General features: G+C 44.9%; 19 protein-coding genes and 1 tRNA gene. 16 read left to right on the top strand and 4 right to left on the bottom strand.

Features of this window, described 5'->3' with window-relative positions:
* Nucleotides 1–5 precede the first annotated feature (5 nt).
* A complete protein-coding gene (locus H171_RS08875) occupies nt 6–1334 on the top strand; it encodes a sodium-dependent transporter (RefSeq protein WP_100304804.1) in 1329 nt (442 codons plus the stop codon).
* 81 nt (nt 1335–1415) lie between these two features.
* Here the strand turns inward: H171_RS08875 and upp are convergent, their stop codons facing one another.
* The 3 genes from upp to H171_RS08860 all read right to left on the bottom strand — a co-directional run bounded on the left by upp (nt 1416) and on the right by H171_RS08860 (nt 3828).
* Nucleotides 1416–2045: a uracil phosphoribosyltransferase gene (upp, locus tag H171_RS08870; RefSeq protein ID WP_025232901.1), complete on the bottom strand. Its 630-nt coding sequence runs from the start codon at nt 2043–2045 to the stop codon at nt 1416–1418.
* Between the two features lie 629 nt (nt 2046–2674).
* A complete protein-coding gene (locus tag H171_RS08865) occupies nt 2675–3517 on the bottom strand; it encodes a polysaccharide deacetylase family protein (protein ID WP_100304803.1) in 843 nt (280 codons plus the stop codon).
* 228 nt (nt 3518–3745) lie between these two features.
* Nucleotides 3746–3828: transfer RNA gene (locus H171_RS08860), tRNA-Leu, on the bottom strand.
* A 134-nt stretch (nt 3829–3962) separates the two neighbouring features.
* On the opposite strand from H171_RS08860, the gene H171_RS08855 reads away from it, so the two are divergent.
* From H171_RS08855 to H171_RS08810, 10 genes are all read left to right on the top strand, one after another.
* A complete protein-coding gene (locus H171_RS08855) occupies nt 3963–4310 on the top strand; it encodes an anti-sigma factor family protein (protein WP_100304802.1) in 348 nt (115 codons plus the stop codon).
* Between the two features lie 174 nt (nt 4311–4484).
* Entirely contained in the window at nt 4485–7037 is a 2553-nt protein-coding gene (gene polA / locus H171_RS08850; RefSeq protein ID WP_100304801.1) for a DNA polymerase I, read from the top strand.
* A gap of 86 nt (nt 7038–7123) precedes the next feature.
* Nucleotides 7124–7720: a dephospho-CoA kinase gene (coaE, locus tag H171_RS08845; protein ID WP_242976921.1), complete on the top strand. Its 597-nt coding sequence runs from the start codon at nt 7124–7126 to the stop codon at nt 7718–7720.
* A 74-nt stretch (nt 7721–7794) separates the two neighbouring features.
* Nucleotides 7795–8592: an MBL fold metallo-hydrolase gene (locus H171_RS08840; protein WP_100304800.1), complete on the top strand. Its 798-nt coding sequence runs from the start codon at nt 7795–7797 to the stop codon at nt 8590–8592.
* Nucleotides 8593–8696: 104 nt separating this feature from the next.
* Complete coding sequence (locus H171_RS08835) at nt 8697–8969, top strand: ACT domain-containing protein (protein ID WP_054791792.1); 273 nt, start codon at nt 8697–8699, stop codon at nt 8967–8969.
* A gap of 39 nt (nt 8970–9008) precedes the next feature.
* Nucleotides 9009–10373, top strand: coding sequence for a PFL family protein (locus H171_RS08830; RefSeq protein ID WP_100304799.1), 1365 nt, complete (start codon nt 9009–9011; stop codon nt 10371–10373).
* A 26-nt stretch (nt 10374–10399) separates the two neighbouring features.
* The gene (locus H171_RS08825; protein WP_100304798.1) at nt 10400–11041 is read left to right on the top strand and encodes a histidine phosphatase family protein; all 642 of its coding nucleotides are present in this window, start codon (nt 10400–10402) and stop codon (nt 11039–11041) included.
* A 122-nt stretch (nt 11042–11163) separates the two neighbouring features.
* Nucleotides 11164–12357 (top strand): class I SAM-dependent methyltransferase, encoded by a 1194-nt coding sequence (locus H171_RS08820; protein WP_100307476.1) that lies wholly within the window; start codon nt 11164–11166, stop codon nt 12355–12357.
* A 45-nt stretch (nt 12358–12402) separates the two neighbouring features.
* Complete coding sequence (locus H171_RS08815; protein WP_100304797.1) at nt 12403–12747, top strand: phenylpyruvate tautomerase MIF-related protein; 345 nt, start codon at nt 12403–12405, stop codon at nt 12745–12747.
* A gap of 36 nt (nt 12748–12783) precedes the next feature.
* Nucleotides 12784–13290 carry an NUDIX hydrolase gene (locus tag H171_RS08810; protein ID WP_100304796.1) on the top strand — a complete coding sequence of 169 codons (507 nt, stop codon included), beginning with the start codon at nt 12784–12786 and terminating at the stop codon, nt 13288–13290.
* Here the strand turns inward: H171_RS08810 and H171_RS08805 are convergent.
* Nucleotides 13285–14544 (bottom strand): nucleotidyltransferase, encoded by a 1260-nt coding sequence (locus tag H171_RS08805; RefSeq protein ID WP_100304795.1) that lies wholly within the window; start codon nt 14542–14544, stop codon nt 13285–13287. The two genes, H171_RS08810 and H171_RS08805, sit on opposite strands and share 6 nt — an antisense overlap.
* 164 nt (nt 14545–14708) lie before the next feature.
* On the opposite strand from H171_RS08805, the gene H171_RS08800 reads away from it, so the two are divergent.
* The 5 genes from H171_RS08800 (at nt 14709) to H171_RS08780 (ending at nt 18836) form a co-directional block, all read left to right on the top strand.
* The gene (locus tag H171_RS08800; RefSeq protein ID WP_100304794.1) at nt 14709–15278 is read left to right on the top strand and encodes a PduL/EutD family phosphate acyltransferase; all 570 of its coding nucleotides are present in this window, start codon (nt 14709–14711) and stop codon (nt 15276–15278) included.
* Between the two features lie 21 nt (nt 15279–15299).
* The gene (locus H171_RS08795; RefSeq protein WP_100304793.1) at nt 15300–16493 is read left to right on the top strand and encodes an acetate/propionate family kinase; all 1194 of its coding nucleotides are present in this window, start codon (nt 15300–15302) and stop codon (nt 16491–16493) included.
* Nucleotides 16494–16648: 155 nt separating this feature from the next.
* Nucleotides 16649–17176, top strand: coding sequence for a YceD family protein (locus H171_RS08790; protein WP_100304792.1), 528 nt, complete (start codon nt 16649–16651; stop codon nt 17174–17176).
* Nucleotides 17177–17178: 2 nt separating this feature from the next.
* On the top strand, nt 17179–17361 hold the full coding sequence (gene rpmF, locus H171_RS08785; protein ID WP_038281809.1) for a 50S ribosomal protein L32: 183 nt from the start codon (nt 17179–17181) through the stop codon (nt 17359–17361).
* Nucleotides 17362–17822: 461 nt separating this feature from the next.
* Complete coding sequence (locus H171_RS08780) at nt 17823–18836, top strand: LacI family DNA-binding transcriptional regulator (protein ID WP_025232930.1); 1014 nt, start codon at nt 17823–17825, stop codon at nt 18834–18836.
* Nucleotides 18837–18920: the final 84 nt, after the last annotated feature.

Raw genomic sequence — 18920 nt, 5'->3', positions numbered from 1 at the left:
GTACAATGGATAAACAACACACTGCGGCGAAGAACGGAACCTTTGGTTCGCGGATCGGATTTATCCTTGCCTCTGTTGGCTCTGCGGTAGGTATGGGAAACATCTGGATGTTTCCCTACCGCCTGGGCCAGTATGGGGGAGCCGCTTTTTTACTGGTGTATTTTGGTTTTATTTTTTTGTTTGGCATGGTTGGGCTTTCCGGCGAGTTTGCCTTTGGCAGGCTGACCGGGACAGGCCCTATTGGTTCCTATGACTATGCCATGAAGACCAGAGGAAAAAAAGGAGGCGGCTTTATTGGAGCCATCCCTTTGATCGGGTCTTTTGGCATTGCCATTGGCTATGCCATCATTGTAGGCTGGGTTCTTAAGTATCTGTTCGGATCCTTAAGCGGCGTGATGATGAATACGGATGCAACGGTATATTTTTCCAGCATGACTGGAAAATTTGGCAGCATGCCCTGGCATTTCCTTGTTGTTGTCATTACTGTGGCAGTGCTGGCTGGCGGTGTCTTAAAGGGGATTGAAAAAGTAAATGCAATCATGATGCCATCTTTTTTTATCCTGTTTGCAATCATTGCGGTCCGGGTCTTTTTTCTTCCAGGCGCTCTGGCTGGTTATGAATATCTGCTGGTTCCCAGATGGGAGTACTTGCTGAAGCCGGAAACCTGGGTGATGGCCATGGGACAGGCATTCTTTTCCTTATCCATTACAGGCTCTGGAATGGTCATTTACGGAAGCTATCTGGATAAAAAGGAAGATATTCCTAAGGCAGCCATCACCACTGCATTCCTTGATACGATTGCTGCGCTTTTGGCCGGCTTCGCCATCATTCCGGCGGTATTTGCTTTTCAGATGGACCCTGCAAGCGGTCCGCCGCTCATGTTCATCACAGTGCCAAAGGTCTTTTCCATGATTCCGGCGGGAAGATGGGTGGCAGTGCTGTTTTTCCTTTCTGTGCTGTTTGCAGGGGTGACCTCTCTGGTAAACATGCTTGAGGTGTGCTCAGAGGCGGTACAGACTCATTTACACTTATCACGCAAAAAGGCTATTTTTTTGGTAGGAGCCGCGGTGTTTATTCCAGGACTCTTCATAGAATACGAGCCTTATATGGGATTCTTTATGGATCTGATTACAATATACGTAGTTCCCTTTGGCGCTGTTTTATGCTCCATCATGATTTACTGGGTATTAAAAGATGGAAAGATCATGGAAGAATTAAACAGGGGAAGGAAGAAGCCTTTAGGGGCGGCTTATCTTTTTACTGCAAAATACATCTATGTTTTTCTTGCTGCGTTAGTATTTGCACTTAGCATCCTATATAAAGGAATCGGATAAAATATAGTCAAAAAGAAACGCGCTTTGAAGCGGCAGGATATGCCGGATCAAGGCGCGTTTTTAGTGGTTCTTAGTTGTCTGTTATTTTGTACCGAAGATTCTGTCTCCTGCATCTCCCAGACCAGGACAGATATAGGCGTTATCATTTAACTGGCGGTCCAGATGTCCGATGTAGATCTGGATGTCCGGATGTGCCTCACGAAGTCTCTTTAAGCCTTCCGGAGCAGCGATAATGGCCATGAATTTGATGTTTCTTCCGCCATGCTGTTTGATGAAATCCACAGCGGCTACTGCGGAACCGCCGGTTGCCAGCATAGGATCTGTTACAACAATGGTTCTTTGCTCGATTGGGCTTGGCAGCTTACAGTAGTATTCGTGGGGCTCATGGGTAACTTCATCCCGGTACAGGCCGATGTGGCCTACTTTTGCAGAGGGAACCAAAGCCAGGATTCCGTTGACCATGCCCAGTCCGGCACGAAGGATAGGAACGACAGCCATTTTTTTACCGGCAATCATTGGAGTCATACAGGTCTCAATGGGAGTTTCCACCTCTACGTCCTGTAAGGGGAGATCTCTTAAGGCCTCAAATCCCATCAGCATTGCGATTTCTTCGATGAGGGCACGGAACTCATTGGTGCCTGTCCTCTTATCTCTTAAAATAGAGATCTTGTGCTGAATAAGCGGGTGAGTAAAAACGGTTACATTGTCCATTGAAAAGTCCATAATTGTTTTAAATCCTTTCTTTATTCTCTTAGAGTATCAGGGGTTTCCGGTAATATGAGGTTTATGAGAACAACGATTATGACTACAAGAAACAAAGTAAATTGTATCTTGTAATTGAGCCTGCTATAACATTAAGTTCTACAATAAGCTATCCTTTAAAAGTTTTTCCATGCAACAGTTCCATTAGTCGTAATGCTCCATATACTTCATAAGAATTACGCAGGGAATGGGAGTGAAGGAAGGGATGGCCCCCAGGGCGAAAATAATTCCACCCTGTGCTAAAGGTACGTTTCCTGGGATCGCGGTTTCTTCCGGCCGGATAACTGCGGTGGCAGCGGCCAGAAAAGTGAAGGATAACCAGGAAATAATGGAACCTTAATTTTAGTACAGCAGTGGAATATTAAGTTGCCGGCACCTGTGGAAAGTAATGCCAGCGATGGATTGTGACTTATCAGTAACGCTATGCACGGTTGCACCGAAGGCGGCGAACAGATGCTGGATACTGAGCAGATAATCTCGGGTTGTCAGTTTTACGTTGTTACTCATTTTTCTACCCCAATTCCTTTTATTTTCCGTCCTATTTTAACAGAGAACGAAGTAAAAGGCAACTATTTTTCCTATTTTGTCTCAGGAGTATATTTTATCAGCGCAAAATCACCCAGACTATGGGGGACCGGAATGGAAACAATAATGGTACCGCGGTCTTCATAGCTAAAGGATTCCGGAAAGGCAGGAGTATGTCCAGAGGATGCTGTCTCCATGGGAAAATCCGCTTTTTGGAACATTTTGGTATATGTTTCCAGGCTGGTTTGAACCAAATAAGGAATCAATGCTTCTGTAAGTTCAGGAGTGGCATCATAGAGCTGACAGTCATCAGAACGGATGTATTCAGCCAGCGCATTGGGATCTACATAATCCGTGAGTCTTAGATCCTTTGCCATGGACAGATCAACCGTATTGGTAAAAAACACATTAACCGGATGCGCCGCGCCGTCCCCGGAAAAAAGTCCGGTGTATACAACTGTGACGCGCTTCCTGTCTACGGAGTTTACTTTTGCTGTAAGAGAAAGGCTGTCCTTTTCCTCATTGACGGAATAGGCTTTTAATATCTCAAGGGCATTGCTTTTTAACAAAGCATTGATTTTTTCTTCCATAGCCCCATCCTCCAATCCGGAGACGACTGGATACTGAATGGAAACTTTTCCCTCTTTATAGGTGTGGAGGGCAGCAGTGATGCCGGCGGCAGAGGTGTTCTTGACAGCTTCCTCTTGCTGAGCCTGGGAATCCGGGTTTTCAATTTTTACAGGTTCTGATGCTTCTGCGGCAGCGGACATGGTCTCTCCGGATGCAGCTACAGAGGTGGCTGGTAAGTCGGTTTTAACATAATTTTTTTGCCCGCAGCCGCTTAAAATCAGGGTGCAGCCGATGAAAAGGGCTGGGATAACATTGTATCGTTTCATAGGATTACCTCCCTTCAGTTTTACGGATTTTTTTACAGTATATCACAAATATTGAAGATGTGCCCGTGATTTTCCCCGAATTAAGAAAAATATAGGAAAATTTTGGAAGGAAGGTGCTGCAGAAGATGCCGAAAAGTGCGAGATGTACTAGCCGCAGAATAGAGAAAAGACTCTGGAAAACTGAACTTTTTCAGCTTTCCAGAGCCTTGCTCCCTGCCAAGGGTGTAGTGCCGGCAGTGGGACTTGAACCCACACGATGTTGCCATCAACGGATTTTGAGTCCGCCTCGTCTGCCATTCCGACATGCCGGCCTTTCCTTACAACGCTCATTATTTTATCATAGGATTTTCCATTTGGCAAGTGTTTTTTTGCGATTATTAAATTGAAAATGAGTAAAATATATTGTATGATAGACAAAAGATATAATAAAGGAGGTGTCTGGACCATGACATGTAAGGAAGCAGAACGTCTTGTTATGCCATACATCAATGATGAACTGACAGACGAAGAGCTGAGTGAATTTCTGGAACATATGGAATCCTGCCTGGATTGCCGGGAGGAACTGGAAATATACTTTACTGTGGACGTGGGAATCAGGCAGCTGGATTCCGAAACGGGGAATTATAATATAAAAGGAGCGCTGGAGGCAGCCTTAGAACAGTCCCGACAAAGGCTTCAGGTTATACGGTGTATTAAAATTGCCAGGTATGCGGTGGCTACGGTAAGCGTAATGGCCCTGTTTTTTACGGTCCTACTGCAATGCCGGATATGGCTGCAGTGGGGCCTACTATGATGGAAGAGAGTACCTAAATGGGTATACTGGCATACCTTTATAACCCAATAGCATAGGCAGAAAAGAGGAAATACCCTGCGGGTATACCTTTATGCCCCAAAAGATGGGCAGGAAAGAGGAAACACCCTGCGGGTATACCTTTATGCCCCAGAAGATGGGCAGGAAAGAGGAAACATGAGCAGAAAAAATATTGTTTTAGTAGATGGAAGCAGTATGCTGAGGAACGCCTTTTACGGGCTTCCTTCCAATGGAGCGAGAGGGGTTCAAAGTCTGATCGTGAAGCTTCTAGAGGCAAAAGAAGCGGACTATCTGGCAGTGGCCTTTGATTCCGGACCAGAAGGAAGTCATAAAGAAATGTATAAAAACACAGCGGTGTACGAAGGACTTTTAACGGAGGAAGAGCGCTTAAGGGAGGCAATGCTTTCCCTGGATATCCCTGTTCTGGATAAAAATGGATATACTTCCGCAGATATTCTGGCCTCCTTGGCAAAAAGATGCCTGGAAGAGGAAGGGGAAATACAGCTCCTGTCTGGGGATCGGAGGCTTTTGCAGGCAGTGGAAGAACATGTAACCCTTAAGATGCCGGTTGTCAGAGAAGAGGGCCTGGAGTTTAAGGCCTATTCCATAGAGCTTATACGGGAAGAATTTGGCCTGGAGCCGGAGTCTCTTGGCGGAGTATTTGCGCTTTCCGGATCAAGGGGGATTGGCGAGAAAATGGCTTGTCAGTTAATAAGGGAGTATCACAGCGTAGAAAATATTTATGACCACATAGAAGAAATAGGGTCTCAGAGAATCCGGGAGGCGCTTACCGGGAATCCGGAAGCAGTAAAGCGGAAGGAAGAACTTGCTGCCCTTCGCAGGGATTGCGATATCCGTCTGGATTATACAAAAACCCTCCAGCAGGCAGAGATTCAGAAAATTATTGATATGGATTTCGTCCAAGCCGTTTTCCCTGGAGAAGATGAGGAACCGTCCCTGGAATCTGGCTTTCAAGCTGTTACAGACCTTTCAGAAGCTGAAGCAATATTTTTAAAGTGCAAAGTGGATTGTCGGTTGGGACTGCAGCTGGTCATTGAGGACAAGGCTGTGTCAGCCCTGTCTCTTTGCCTCAGTGAAACAGAGTGCTACTGCTTCATTCCCCAGGGGACTCTTACGCCGCAATATCTGGCAGAGAAAGCAGAGGAGGTCTGTAAAAGAGCGGGACAGACAACCGTCTTTCACTTAAAGAGCCAGCTAGCGTTTTTAAAGCTTTCGCCGGAACAACCGGTGTTTGATGCTGGAGTCGCCGGATATCTGTTAAACCCGTTAAAGGATTCCTATGAATACAATGATCTGGCGGAGGATTACTTAGATCTCTCCACCCCGTCTAGATCAGAGCTTATAGGAAAAAGCTCCTTTAAGCGTGCACTGGAAGAAAACAGGGAAAAAGCCGTTACCTGCATCTGTTATATATCCTATGTTGCCTTAAAAAGCCATGACCTGCTTCGTGAGTCACTGGAAAAGGCAGGTATGGATAAGCTGTTTTATGAGATTGAAATGCCTTTGATCTACAGCCTTTTTCATATGGAAGAAGCAGGAATCCGCGTGGAAAAGGATCGCCTGAAGGAATATGGTGACCGTTTAAAGGTCCGTATTGCAGAGCTTGAGCAGAAGATATATGAAGAAACGGGAGAAACCTTTAATATCAATTCCCCCAAGCAGTTAGGAGAGGTTCTCTTTGACCATATGAAGATTCCGGGAGGAAAAAAGACAAAAACCGGTTATTCAACGGCAGCGGATGTATTGGAAAAGCTGGCGCCTGACTGGCCTGCGGTCAACCTGATTCTGGATTACAGACAGCTGACGAAATTGAATTCTACCTATGCAGACGGGCTGGCAGCTTACATCGGACCGGATGAGCGGATTCACGGAACCTTTAACCAAACCATTACAGCTACGGGAAGAATCAGCAGCACAGAACCTAATTTACAGAACATTCCGGTCCGCATGGAGCTGGGAAGGGAAATCAGGAAGGTTTTCGTACCTCAGGAGGGATGCCGGTTTGTTGATGCGGATTATTCTCAGATTGAGCTGAGAGTACTGGCCCATATGTCAGGGGACCAGCGTCTTATCGGTGCTTACCGGCAGGCGGAGGATATCCATGCCATAACGGCTTCCCAGGTGTTTCACGTTCCGCTAAATGAGGTGACGCCTCTTCAGAGAAGGAACGCAAAGGCCGTAAACTTTGGCATTGTTTATGGAATCAGCTCCTTTGGACTGAGTGAGGGCTTAAGCATCACCAGAAAAGAGGCTTCGGAATACATCAGTAAATATTTTGAAACCTATCCGGGTGTGAAGTCGTTTTTAGATGGGCTTGTGTCTGAGGCGAAAGAACAGGGGTTTGCAGTCAGTATGTTTGGCAGACGCCGTCCCGTACCAGAGCTGAAATCCTCTAACTTCATGCAGCGCTCCTTTGGAGAGCGGGTCGCCATGAATTCTCCCATCCAGGGTACTGCGGCGGATATTATCAAGATTGCTATGATCCGGGTGGACAATGCTTTAAGAAAGCAGGAATTAAAATCCAGGATCGTCCTTCAGGTTCATGATGAGCTTCTCATTGAAGCATATCATGATGAGGTTGATAAGGTAAAAGAGCTTCTTGTGGAAGAAATGAAGCATGCAGCGGACCTTGCAGTGTCCCTTGAGGTAGAGGCAAATGTAGGAGACTCCTGGTTTGATGCAAAGTAAAACACCTTGCTGCAATGTATTTGATAGGCTGTCGCCAGAAGGACATCCAGGTATGTCCTTTTGGGCCGCTGCCTTTAGGAGAATAAATGGTTGGTGACAGGATGAGAGTGATTGGATTGACCGGAGGGGTCGGAGCCGGAAAAAGTCTGGTTCTTTCTATTTTAGAAGAGGAATATGGTGCGCAAGTAATCAAAGCGGATGAAGTGGCCCATGAGCTCATGGAGCCGGGAAAGGAAGGCTACCTGGCTGTTAAGACAGCCTTGGGGGAAGACCTCTTAAAACCTGATGGAACCATCGACCGTAAAGCTTTGGCCGCACGCATCTTTGAGGATGACAGCGCAAGGAAAACCGTAGATGGAATCATTCACCCTATGGTATGGAAAACCATTGAGGATAAAATTTCTGCTTCCCAAGCAGGGCTTATTGTGGTAGAATTTGCAATTATGAATGAAAATATGGATGACAGCTGGGATGAGATGTGGTACGTCCATGCATCAAAGGAGAACCGGATCCGCCGTTTGGCGGAAACCAGGAGCTATACGAGAGAGCATTCGGAGCGTATCATAGCGAGTCAGGCCTCTGAAGCTGAGTTTTTAAACCGCTGTACGCGGGTGATTGAAAATAACGGTTCCATGGAGGAGGTAAAGCAACAGCTGGCTGAATTATTGAAAAGCAGAGGGTAATACCCTGCGGGTATCTCATTACACCCGGAAAAGCGGGGGGATCATCCGGAATGCAGGGCTGAAAAGAGGAAAATATGAGATTGGTAAGTATTGCAAGCGGAAGCAGCGGAAACTGCATTTATGTGGGCTCCGATACCACGCATATCCTGGTGGATGCCGGGATAAGCAACAAGCGGATCGAACAAGGATTAAATGAAATAGGAGTAAAGGGCAGTGAACTGACTGGAATCGTCATTACCCATGAACACTCCGACCATACAAAAGGACTGGGAGTTCTGGCCAGGAAATATGGGGTTCCTATTTATGGGACCAGGGAAACCCTGGAGGAGATATCAAAACAGAAGTATTTAGGGGAATACCCCAGGGAATTATTTTGTGCCATCAGGCCTGATGTTGATTTTAATGTTGGGGATCTGGAAGTAAAGCCTTTTTCCATTGATCACGATGCGGTGAAGCCGGTGGCTTACCGGATCCAGCATGGCCGCAGGTCTGTTGCGGTTGCCACAGATATGGGGCATTACGACCAGTATATTATTGAGCATCTTCAAGGACTTGATGCGGTGCTGATCGAGTCCAATCACGATGTGAATATGCTGCAGGCAGGGCCTTATCCCTACTATCTGAAACGCAGGATCCTGGGAGATCACGGACACCTTTCCAATGAGAACGCGGGACGGCTTTTGTGCTGTATTCTTCATGAAAACTTAAAGAAGATTTTGCTGGGCCACTTAAGCAAGGAGAACAATTATGAAGAGCTTGCTTATGAAACGGTAAGGCTTGAGATCACAGAAGGAGATAATCCATTTAAGGCATCTGATTTTTCCATAACGGTTGCAAAAAGGGATCAGATGTCAGAGATTATTACGATATAATGAGCGCAGGAGAGCGAAGATGAACTTGCTCATCGGCACGAAGGTTGAATGTTGATCATGAACTGCAGGTCCATGATATAATCTAATGAAAGAGGAGAAACATAATGAACAAAACGATTATTACAGTAGTTGGAAAAGATACCGTAGGAATCATAGCAAAGATTTGTACTTATTTAGCAGGCAACCAGGTGAACATATTGGATATTTCCCAAACCATTGTCCAGGGCTTCTTTAACATGATGATGATCGTGGATATTAATGATGCAACGAAGCCTTTCGGTGAGCTTGCTGATGAACTGGAACAGATTGGCGATGAAATCGGAGTAAAGGTAAAATGCCAGCGTGAAGAGATTTTTACCAGCATGCACCGTATCTGATGACAAGTTCAAGGCATAAGAAAAGGATGGGTTCCCGATATGTTAAATATGTTTGAAGTTAATGAAACCAATAAAATGATCGAACAGGAGCTGCTTGATGTACGTACCATTACCATGGGCATCAGCCTTCTTGACTGCAGTGACAGTGACTTAAAAACGGTGAATGAAAAAATTTATAATAAAATCACAACCGTTGCAAAAAATCTAGTGGCAGTGGGAAAGGAGATTGAAAAGGATTTTGGAATACCCATTGTAAATAAAAGAATTTCTGTAACTCCCATTGCCATAGTCGGCGGTGCGGCCTGCAAGAGTCCGGAAGATTTTGTAACCATTGCACAGACCCTTGACCGTGCGGCCAAGGAAGTGGGCGTTAATTTCATTGGCGGCTATTCTGCCCTGGTGAGCAAGGGAATGACCGCTGCGGATAAAAATCTGATCTGCTCCATACCAAAGGCCCTCTCCTGCACGGACCGTGTATGCAGCTCAGTCAATGTAGGTTCCACAAAGACAGGCATTAACATGGATGCAGTGGCTCTTATGGGAGAGACCGTAGTGGAAACGGCAAAGGCCACCAGGGACATTGATTCCCTCGGCTGCGCCAAATTGGTGGTGTTCTGCAATGCGCCGGATGATAATCCTTTTATGGCTGGAGCGTTCCACGGGGTGACGGAAGCGGATGTCATCATTAATGTGGGAGTCAGCGGTCCTGGGGTTGTTAAGACCGCCATTGAAGCAGCCAGAGGAAAGGATTTTGAAGTTCTCTGTGAAACGATTAAGAAAACCGCTTTTAAGATAACCCGTGTCGGCCAGTTGGTTGCCCAGGAGGCATCAAAAAGGCTGGATGTTCCTTTTGGTATCATTGATTTATCTCTTGCACCGACTCCAGCCGTTGGTGACAGTGTGGCTGAAATCCTGGAAGAGATCGGCCTGGAACGGGTTGGCGCACCGGGTACCACGGCTGCCCTTGCCTTGTTAAATGACCAGGTAAAAAAAGGCGGCGTAATGGCCTCCTCCTATGTGGGCGGTTTAAGCGGTGCGTTTATTCCGGTCAGCGAAGATCAGGGAATGATCGATGCGGTAGCCATGGGAGCGTTAAATATCGAGAAGCTGGAAGCAATGACCTGTGTATGCTCGGTAGGACTTGATATGATCGCAATTCCTGGAGACACACCTGCCACTACCATTGCAGGTATTATTGCAGACGAATCCGCGATCGGAATGGTAAATCAGAAGACAACGGCAGTCCGCATTATTCCGGTTATTGGTAAATCCGTGGGAGAGACGGTGGAATTCGGCGGTTTATTGGGATATGCTCCTGTTATGCCGGTCAGCAAGTACTCCTGCGAGAAATTCGTAACCAGAGGCGGACGGATCCCGGCGCCTATTCACAGCTTTAAAAATTAAGTACCGGTGGAGGAGGGATACAGGGAATGAATATCTATTTGATTCGCCATGGACGGCAAAACAGCAAACTCTGTAATATCGATGTGGATCTAGCCGAAGAAGGCCGACGCCAGTCGGCCTTAGTCGGGAAGCGGCTTGCCTCCGTAGGCATGGAAGCGGTATATTCCAGCCATTTGATCCGGGCGGTGGAAACCGCCAGGGAAGCGAACCGGTACTGGAATGCAAAGCACATCATAAGGCAGGAGCTTAGGGAGATTTCCTTCGGAGATATGGAAGGCATGGCGGATGAGAAGATAGCGGCAATATACGGAGATTTTCAGAAAGAACAGGCACGGCTGGAACAGGATTTGCCCTATCCCGGAGGCGAGTGTGCCGGGGATGTAATAAAACGGGCCATCCCTGTCCTTGAAGAAATAGCCTCAAGCGGTTACCAGAATGTAGCTGTTGTGACTCACGGCGGCGTGATCCGCTCCGTGACATCGGCATTGCTTCATATGGAACCGAAATTTTATCGTCTCCTTGGAAATTCCCTTGAAAACTGCAGCATTACAGAAGTTCACTGGAACGAAAAAACAGGGCGATTTTTAATGGAACGTTTTAATGATTATGCACATCTTGAGCCATACCCGGAGCTTTTGCGGGCAAGCTGGGTGGATGCAGAAAACTGAAACACCCTGCGGGTATCCCTCTATGCCCAAAAAGCATGGGCGAGAAAGAAGAAACACCCTGCGGGTATCCCTCTATGCCCAAAAAGCATGGGCGAGAAAGAAGAAAGGAATTGCCTGATTTCATGGAAGAAAAGGAAAAAGAACAATTAATTCAGATTGGAAGAGAGTTTCTTGATGAAAATCTGCTTCGGATCGTAATCAGCAATCCATCAGATAAGCAGGGCGTTTCCAAAGTAAAGGTACGCCCGCTTTTGCTAAAAGGAAGCCTGATCTTTCAAGCGGAAGAGCTGGTGGGAAACCAGGCCTTTCATAAGAATTTTTCAGTGGGAGAATGTATCTCCTATATCGTGGATCTGCTGGATGGAATGCTGCGCCAGATGGAACTGGAATCCAGAAAGGGCCAGGTTAGAGTGCTGATGAGCAAAAAGGGTAGTCCAAGCATCAAGATAAAACGGCAACAAAAAATTGCGGCAACTTCTACAGTCCCTCAGCATAACAGACAGAAAAGTTATATTTTAAAAGAAGGCACACCAGTTCCCTTTCTGGTGGATTTAGGAGTCATGACGGCGGAAGGAAAAGTCATTGCTTCCAGATATGATAAGTTTCGCCAGATCAACCGGTTCTTAGAATTTATTGAAGATATTCTCCCAAGGCTTGACAAGAGCCGAGAGAATGTAATCATTGATTTTGGATGCGGGAAATCCTATCTGACCTTTGCTATGTATTACTATCTTCATGAACTGAAAGGGTATTTGATCCGTGTTATCGGGCTGGATTTAAAGCAGACGGTCATTGATGACTGTAACCGCCTGGGAGAGCGGTATGGATATGATAAGTTAAAATTTTATCATGGAGATATCGCTTCCTACGAGGGTGTGGACCATGTGGATATGGTAGTGACTCTTCATGCTTGTGATACCGCTACGGATTATGCCCTGGCAAAGGCCGTCCGTTGGGGAGCCTCTGTCATTTTGTCGGTTCCCTGCTGTCAGCATGAGCTGAATAAAACCATACATCAGGAGCTTATGGCTCCTGTATTTCAATATGGTCTGATCCGGGAACGGATGGCAGCTCTTTATACGGATGCGCTCAGGGCAGAAATTCTGGAAAGCCAGGGATACCGGACTCAGATTCTTGAATTTATCGACATGGAGCATACACCGAAAAATATTCTGATCCGCGGAGTGAAGCAGGGCGGAAAGAAGGATAACCGCAGGGAGATCCAGGAGATCATGGAATTTCTCCATGGGAAGCTGACGCTTGCGGACCTGCTCATAGAAGAGGATAAGAATCAGAAAGTGGATGGTAATTTTTAATTATATGTGGTATGATATAAAAAACGATTTAAGGAGGAGAAATCAGTGCCTTTCATCAACTCGAAAGTAAATGTCGCATTATCAGAAGAAGAAAAAACAGCACTAAAATCAAAGCTTGGACAGGCCATCAGCCTCATTCCCGGCAAATCGGAAAGCTGGCTCATGGTTGGCTTTGAAGATAACTGTTCCCTTTACTTTAAAGGGAATAATAATACAAAGCTTGCATTTGTGGAAGTAAAGATTTTCGGTCATGCATCCGAACGGGATTACGACAGGCTGACCGCTGAGATCTGTAAAATCTATAAAGATGTGCTTTCCATTGCCCAGGATAAAATTTATGTGAAATATGAGGAAGTGGATCACTGGGGTTGGAACGGAGGTAACTTTTAGCTGCACAGCTGATTCTTAGGTCGGGAGGAATGGTTTATGGAGCTTTGGGATGTTTATGATGAAAATCGGGTGGCCACTGGAAAAACACATGTCCGCGGAGTACCCCTTGGTACAGGAGATTATCACCTTGTGTCGGATATCTGGCTTGTAAATGGAAAACAGGAGATTTTGCTCACCAAAAGGCATCCGGATAAGCCTTACGGCCTTATGTGGGAATGCTCCGGGGGCTCTGTTCTTGCGGGTGAAACCAGCATAGAAGGAGCTCTTCGGGAGCTTTCTGAAGAGGTTGGGGTCCGGACGGAAAAAGAGCAGCTCATCCTGATTCATGCAATCCGTCTGAAGGAGCGGTTTGTGGACACCTATATCACCAGGCAAAATGTTACCATAGATGACATAACCATTCAGCAAGAAGAAGTGGTAGATGCGAAGTTTGTTACGTTTGAACAGCTCCTTGAAATGTGGAAACAGGGAATCGTAGTTCCTAAATCCCGGTTTCTTCTATATAAAGATAAGATCAGGGAATTCATTCAGCTGCCATCATAGGATGACGACGGAATGAGTGAACTCATTTTTCATTTTTATGCGATATTTGTCCTGTACAATGGTCTGATAAATGTGGGAGCAGTAAAAATCCTGGCGGAGCATGGACCAGGCTGCTCCGGAAAGAATGAGTCTTGCATCGGCAGTTTTTGTGATGAGAGGGATGCTCCCTCTCTTTTTTATTTCTCCCATAAGACCTGCGGAAGTTTTTTTAAAGCCTAAAACCCGGGCATATGGGGCGTAACCGGCGTTCCGGCCTAAAACAACCTGATGGGCAGTGATTCCAAGGGCGATATGGAGAAGAGCCCGGCTGATCCGCGTATAAGTATATTGTCTTGTTTTTAAATGGTTGATTTTTTCCTCAAAAGGAAGGAAATCCGGAAGCTGCCTTAGGAGTCTGGCAGCCAGTTCTTCTGAAACGTCGGCAAATTTCTCAAAGGGAACCCCTTCGCAGTCCAATTTAAGCAGTGTGGTATTTAATAAGGCGCTGATATCGTCAGGAAACACAGGGAAGCCCTGGGACATCATCTGTTTTACAGAATCCGGCACTTGTATCAGGGAAGACTCCGCCTGTTTAAGGATATCCGGATTTTCATAAATGGCTTTCCGGATTCCGGTAGCAGAACTGAAACCTTCGGAGGCAAGACTGGTATCATGATATCCGTATCCTTTTCTGGATATTGTAACTGGAGTTATTGAACTTTTCTGCCTGTAAAGAGCCTTACAATATTCGATTCCCAGGATGTTATTTGGGGAGGCCAGAATGGAAGCCTCATCCTTATTTAAGATTCCACAGGAAATAAGGGCCAGATTTCTGGCCTGAGGAAAGGTGGCCCCCTTTTTCAGCTCTCTGCGCAGCTCTTTCGTATAAACAGGGGGTTCTGTGGCTAAAATAGAAGCAATACCGGTAAGTTTTTCCACATTACCGCATTCGCTTCCAAAGCAGACACTGCCAACTACTCCCAGATTGTTAAGAAGGGCGATCCCACTGGCTGCAAAATCCTCTGCACTGCTGGAGGCAAATACAGACGGAAGCTCGACCACCAAGTCGGCTCCGCAAGACAATGCCATGGCTGTTCTTGTATATTTATCATAGATGGCAGGAGCTCCTCTTTGGACAAAATCCCCGCTCATAGCCACGATGCAATAGTCTGCATGAGAGATTTCCTTGGCCTTCCTGATATGGTAGGCATGTCCATCGTGGAAAGGATTGTATTCAGCGATAATACCAACGGCTAGAGAACTTTTGTTTTTCATGTTAAAAGATATCCTTTTTCTTTTTCTTATCCTCTATTATGCGATTGTTTCGCAAAAAATGCAAATTATTTTAGTACAACACTTGAAAATTTTAGCGAATCCTCATAGAATAGAGTGAGAATCGGTGAAAAACATCGATTAAAAGAACAGGAGAATAGATAGGTATGAATTTTATCGTTGAAACATCAGCTCGACATGTACATCTAACTCAGGAACATCTTGAGATTTTATTTGGAAACGGCTATGAGTTAACAAAGAAAAAATCTTTATCCCAGCCAGGCCAGTTTGCCTGTGAGGAGAGAGTAACTGTTGTTGGTTCCAAGGGCGAGTTTAAAGGGATTTCCATTTTAGGCCCGGTTAGAAAAGCGACTCAGATAGAGCTTTCCGCAACCGATGCCCGTTCCATTGGAATTGCTGCGCCTTTAAGAGAATCCGGTGACGTTGCGGGCAGCGGTGCATGCAAGATCATTGGACCTGCTGGTGAAATTGAGATAACAGAGGGCGTGATCGTTGCAAAGCGTCATATCCATGCAACTCCTGCAGAAGCAGAAAAGCTTGGTGTTAAAGATGGTGAAGTTGTTTCTGTGAAAATAGACACAGACGGTAGAAGCCTTATTTTCGGAGATGTAGTTGTGCGTGTAAATGAAAATTATGCTTTGGCTATGCACATTGACACAGACGAATCCAACGCAGCAAGCTGTGGCAGAGAACAGTACGGCGAAATTATTAAATAAATGAAGGAGAATCAAAGGAATATGAAAATTTTAGTTATTAACTGCGGAAGCTCTTCCTTAAAGTATCAGCTGATCGATATGGAGAACGAGGGAGTCTTAGCAATAGGCTTATGCGAGAGAATCGGCATTGCCGGTTCCAAGCTGACTCACAAGTCAGAAGGCAATGAGGATTTGGTAGTAGAGAAAGAGATGCCGAACCATACCGTTGCTATAAAGCTGGTTTTGGATGCATTGGTTGATCCAAAATACGGTGTAATCAAGGATACCAGTGAAATTTCTGCAGTAGGACACAGGGTTCTTCATGCAGGAACGATTTACAGCGATTCTATCGTAGTAAATGAAGACGTGAAAAAGGTTATCCGTGACTGCTTTGATTTAGGACCTTTGCATAATCCGGCAAACCTGATGGGAATTGAAGCATGTGAGGAAGCTGTACCGGGAGTTCCAAATGTAGCAGTATTTGATACTTCTTTCGGTATGGGTATGCCTGACAAAGCCGGTATGTACGCAATTCCTCATGAATATTATGAGAAATACAGCATTCGCCGTTACGGTTTCCATGGAACAAGCCACAAATTTGTATCCAACGAAGCATTAACATATTGTGATCTGGATCATAAAAATGGCAAGGTAATCGTATGCCATTTAGGAAACGGAGCCAGCATTTCTGCTTCCATCGGCGGCAAGTGCGTGGATACCAGCATGGGACTGACTCCATTAGAGGGTCTTATTATGGGAACCAGAAGTGGTGACATTGATCCTGCTGTTGTTCAGTTTATCTGCAACAAGGAAGGCAAGAGCGTTAACGAGGTTCTGGATATTTTAAATAAAAAATCCGGTATCCTTGGTATGTCCGGTGGTATTTCCAGCGATTTCCGTGATGTTCAGAAGGCACAGGGAGAAGGAAATCATCTGGCTGATATTGCTATTCAGGCATTTATTTACCGCGTGGCAAAATACATCGGTTCCTACGTAGCAGCAATGAACGGTGTTGACGCTATTGTGTTTACCGCAGGCGTGGGTGAGAATGATAAGCCAATCAGAGGTGCAGTTTGCGAATATTTAGGCTACCTTGGTATTTCCATTGATGCAGAAGCCAATAAAGCAAGAGGAAAACGTGTCATGATCTCCACACCGGAATCTAAGGTAAAGGTATGCGTAATTCCTACCAATGAAGAGCTGGCCATTGCAAGAGAGACAAAAGCTCTGGTATAATCCGGGATAAAACGGTACATGATGTTGTGTATGGGTTACAGTTCAGCCATACCATTCATAAGTATGGCTGAACTGTTACTTCAAATATGGAAATATTTGTTGACAAATGTTGCACCCATATGTATAATAACATAGGTGCGTATTAGGAGACTAGTATGCTTATTAATTTAACTGAGTTGTTCACCCTTGAAGGGAAAGAGAAAACTTACACACCCGATCTTGATATGAAGGTCTATCACGGGCCAGGCGGTGATTATGAAGTAGTAGATGCAGAACCTGTGCTGCTGCGGATTATGAATCTTGGAGACAAAAAGCTGGTGGTGGAAGGAAAAGTGAAATTAGCTTTGATCATTCCATGTGACCGCTGTTTGGATCCGGTACGTGTTGACCTGAGTTTTGATGTAATCCGTGCTCTTGATTTAAGTGAAACGGATTCGGGAATTGTAGAAGATTTCGAAGAACAACCATTTATTAATGGTTATAATCTGGATGTAGACCAGTTGGTTTGTGATGAACTCATACTGAACCTGCCTATGAAAGTTCTCTGTAGTGAAGACTGCAAGGGGATTTGTAATAGATGTGGAACAAATCTCAATCATGAGACTTGTGACTGCGATATTAGGTCTACAGACCCTAGAATGGCAGTCATCCAGGATATTTTTAAAAAGTTTAAGGAGGTGTAACCATGTCTATCTGTCCAAAGAACAAATCTTCTAAAGGAAGAAGAGACAAACGTAGAGCAAACTGGAAGATGAGCGCTCCAAACTTAGTGAAGTGCAGCAAGTGCGGTGCACTTATGATGCCTCACAGAGTATGCAAGGCTTGCGGTTCTTACAACAAGAAAGAAATTATCAATGTTGAAGCTTAATTTTCTACGGATTTTGTGGAAATAAGATTTAAACCGTGTAAGAATTATTAGAAAATTACATTAAAAAAAGCTGTTACTTAAGGAATTGAGTAGCAGCTTTTTTAATGTTATCGATTATTTAATAAATGGTATTTGTATGCGGACCGAATTGCTTCCTTTGCGTTGTTATTGATAAGAGGAATCCCATGACCTCCTAATATAATATTTGGATCTAAATTGAGTTTCCATAATTTTAGCCAACTTTCAGAAGCACGGCGGCAAACGAGAGACTACCGCCGTGCTATTTTTTACCATTCTTCCAGTCATAATAACTGTCATGGATTACCTTCTTATCTGGCACTATTTTCTGATTACACAAAAAAATCCAAATCATTTGTAAAAAATGATAAAAAAGGCTTTACATTCGTTATACAATATGTTAATATGCATATGTAACCGGTTACATAAAGGAGATACTAATAATGAATATACGGGATATTGCCAAAAAAGTAGGTGTTTCTTCTGCGACAGTGTCCAGAGTGATTAATCAGTCCGGATATGTAAAGGACGAAACGAAGCAGAAGGTTTTAGCTGCAATTGAAGAAGCTGATTTCGTACCGAATGCCATTGCAAGAAGTTTAAGCACCCGTGACTCTTCCAGTATCGGTGTTATTGTTCCGGATATAGCCAATGAGTTTTTTTCCAGTGTTATAAGCGGAATGGGAGAGATAGCGGTCAATAACCAGTATAACATTGTTTTGTTTGATACAGGTGAAATGCAGGAAAGGGAACATCAATACCTTCAGATGGCAGAAGGCCAAAGACTTTCCGGTTTGATTATTACCCCGGTTTCCGAGCTTGATATGGTGACTCGGGATAAGCTGATTCAATTTGAAAACAAGGGAATTCCGGTGGTTTTAGTTGACCGGAATATTAAAAATTCCAGTTTGGATGGTGTTTTTGTAGAGAATGCCGCCGCTGCTTATAAAGGAGTGGAATCTCTGATCCATGCCGGACACCGAAAGATCGCAATCATTACAGGTCCAAGCACTTCTATGCCGGGGAAGGACCGGTTAAAGGGATACAAGGCGGCCTTAATGGATTATAGGATTGAACTTAAGGAAGAGTATATTGTATCCGGAGATTTCAAGATTATCAAAGCCTATGAACGGACAAAAGAATTGCTGCGGCTTCCGGATCCGCCGACTGCAATTTTTGCCTCCAATAACCAGACCAGTCTGGGAGTCCTTAAGTATCTTACCGAGCAGAAACTTAAAATGGGCAGGGACATATCAATGGTAGGCTTTGACCAGATTGAATCTCTTAAAATAATCGATTACAGGCTATCAACCATCGAACGTGATGCAAAGAGGCAGGGATATGAAGCGATGGCAATGCTGATTGACAAGCTATCCCATAAGGAGAGTAAAAGCTCCGGCAGGAAAATCTTTGTTCCATATCAGGTGGTGCTTCGCGGGTCAGAATTAATAAAATAGGCTGCGGTTTGCAGTTTATTTTTACCCCGGATATGTAACCGGTTACATATACGGGGAGATAGAGAATGAAAGAAAAGAGGAGAA

This window comes from [Clostridium] celerecrescens 18A (assembly GCF_002797975.1).
Lineage (GTDB): Bacteria > Bacillota > Clostridia > Lachnospirales > Lachnospiraceae > Lacrimispora > Lacrimispora celerecrescens.
Note: the sequence above shows the minus strand (reverse complement) of the source record. Positions and strands in the feature narration are given on the sequence as shown.

What these genes read in the sequence shown, in the direction of transcription:
- H171_RS08835 (WP_054791792.1), top strand. Translation starts at nt 8,697, where the DNA reads ATGAACAAAACGATTATTACAGTAGTTGGAAAAGATACCGTAGGAATC.
- H171_RS08780 (WP_025232930.1), top strand. Translation starts at nt 17,823, where the DNA reads ATGAATATACGGGATATTGCCAAAAAAGTAGGTGTTTCTTCTGCGACA.
- polA (WP_100304801.1), top strand. Translation starts at nt 4,485, where the DNA reads ATGAGCAGAAAAAATATTGTTTTAGTAGATGGAAGCAGTATGCTGAGG.
- coaE (WP_242976921.1), top strand. Translation starts at nt 7,124, where the DNA reads ATGGTTGGTGACAGGATGAGAGTGATTGGATTGACCGGAGGGGTCGGA.
- H171_RS08795 (WP_100304793.1), top strand. Translation starts at nt 15,300, where the DNA reads ATGAAAATTTTAGTTATTAACTGCGGAAGCTCTTCCTTAAAGTATCAG.
- H171_RS08820 (WP_100307476.1), top strand. Translation starts at nt 11,164, where the DNA reads ATGGAAGAAAAGGAAAAAGAACAATTAATTCAGATTGGAAGAGAGTTT.
- H171_RS08805 (WP_100304795.1), bottom strand. Translation starts at nt 14,544, where the DNA reads ATGAAAAACAAAAGTTCTCTAGCCGTTGGTATTATCGCTGAATACAAT.
- H171_RS08830 (WP_100304799.1), top strand. Translation starts at nt 9,009, where the DNA reads ATGTTAAATATGTTTGAAGTTAATGAAACCAATAAAATGATCGAACAG.
- H171_RS08825 (WP_100304798.1), top strand. Translation starts at nt 10,400, where the DNA reads ATGAATATCTATTTGATTCGCCATGGACGGCAAAACAGCAAACTCTGT.
- upp (WP_025232901.1), bottom strand. Translation starts at nt 2,045, where the DNA reads ATGGACAATGTAACCGTTTTTACTCACCCGCTTATTCAGCACAAGATC.
- rpmF (WP_038281809.1), top strand. Translation starts at nt 17,179, where the DNA reads ATGTCTATCTGTCCAAAGAACAAATCTTCTAAAGGAAGAAGAGACAAA.
- H171_RS08865 (WP_100304803.1), bottom strand. Translation starts at nt 3,517, where the DNA reads ATGAAACGATACAATGTTATCCCAGCCCTTTTCATCGGCTGCACCCTG.
- H171_RS08810 (WP_100304796.1), top strand. Translation starts at nt 12,784, where the DNA reads ATGGAGCTTTGGGATGTTTATGATGAAAATCGGGTGGCCACTGGAAAA.
- H171_RS08840 (WP_100304800.1), top strand. Translation starts at nt 7,795, where the DNA reads ATGAGATTGGTAAGTATTGCAAGCGGAAGCAGCGGAAACTGCATTTAT.
- H171_RS08800 (WP_100304794.1), top strand. Translation starts at nt 14,709, where the DNA reads ATGAATTTTATCGTTGAAACATCAGCTCGACATGTACATCTAACTCAG.
- H171_RS08790 (WP_100304792.1), top strand. Translation starts at nt 16,649, where the DNA reads ATGCTTATTAATTTAACTGAGTTGTTCACCCTTGAAGGGAAAGAGAAA.
- H171_RS08855 (WP_100304802.1), top strand. Translation starts at nt 3,963, where the DNA reads ATGACATGTAAGGAAGCAGAACGTCTTGTTATGCCATACATCAATGAT.
- H171_RS08875 (WP_100304804.1), top strand. Translation starts at nt 6, where the DNA reads ATGGATAAACAACACACTGCGGCGAAGAACGGAACCTTTGGTTCGCGG.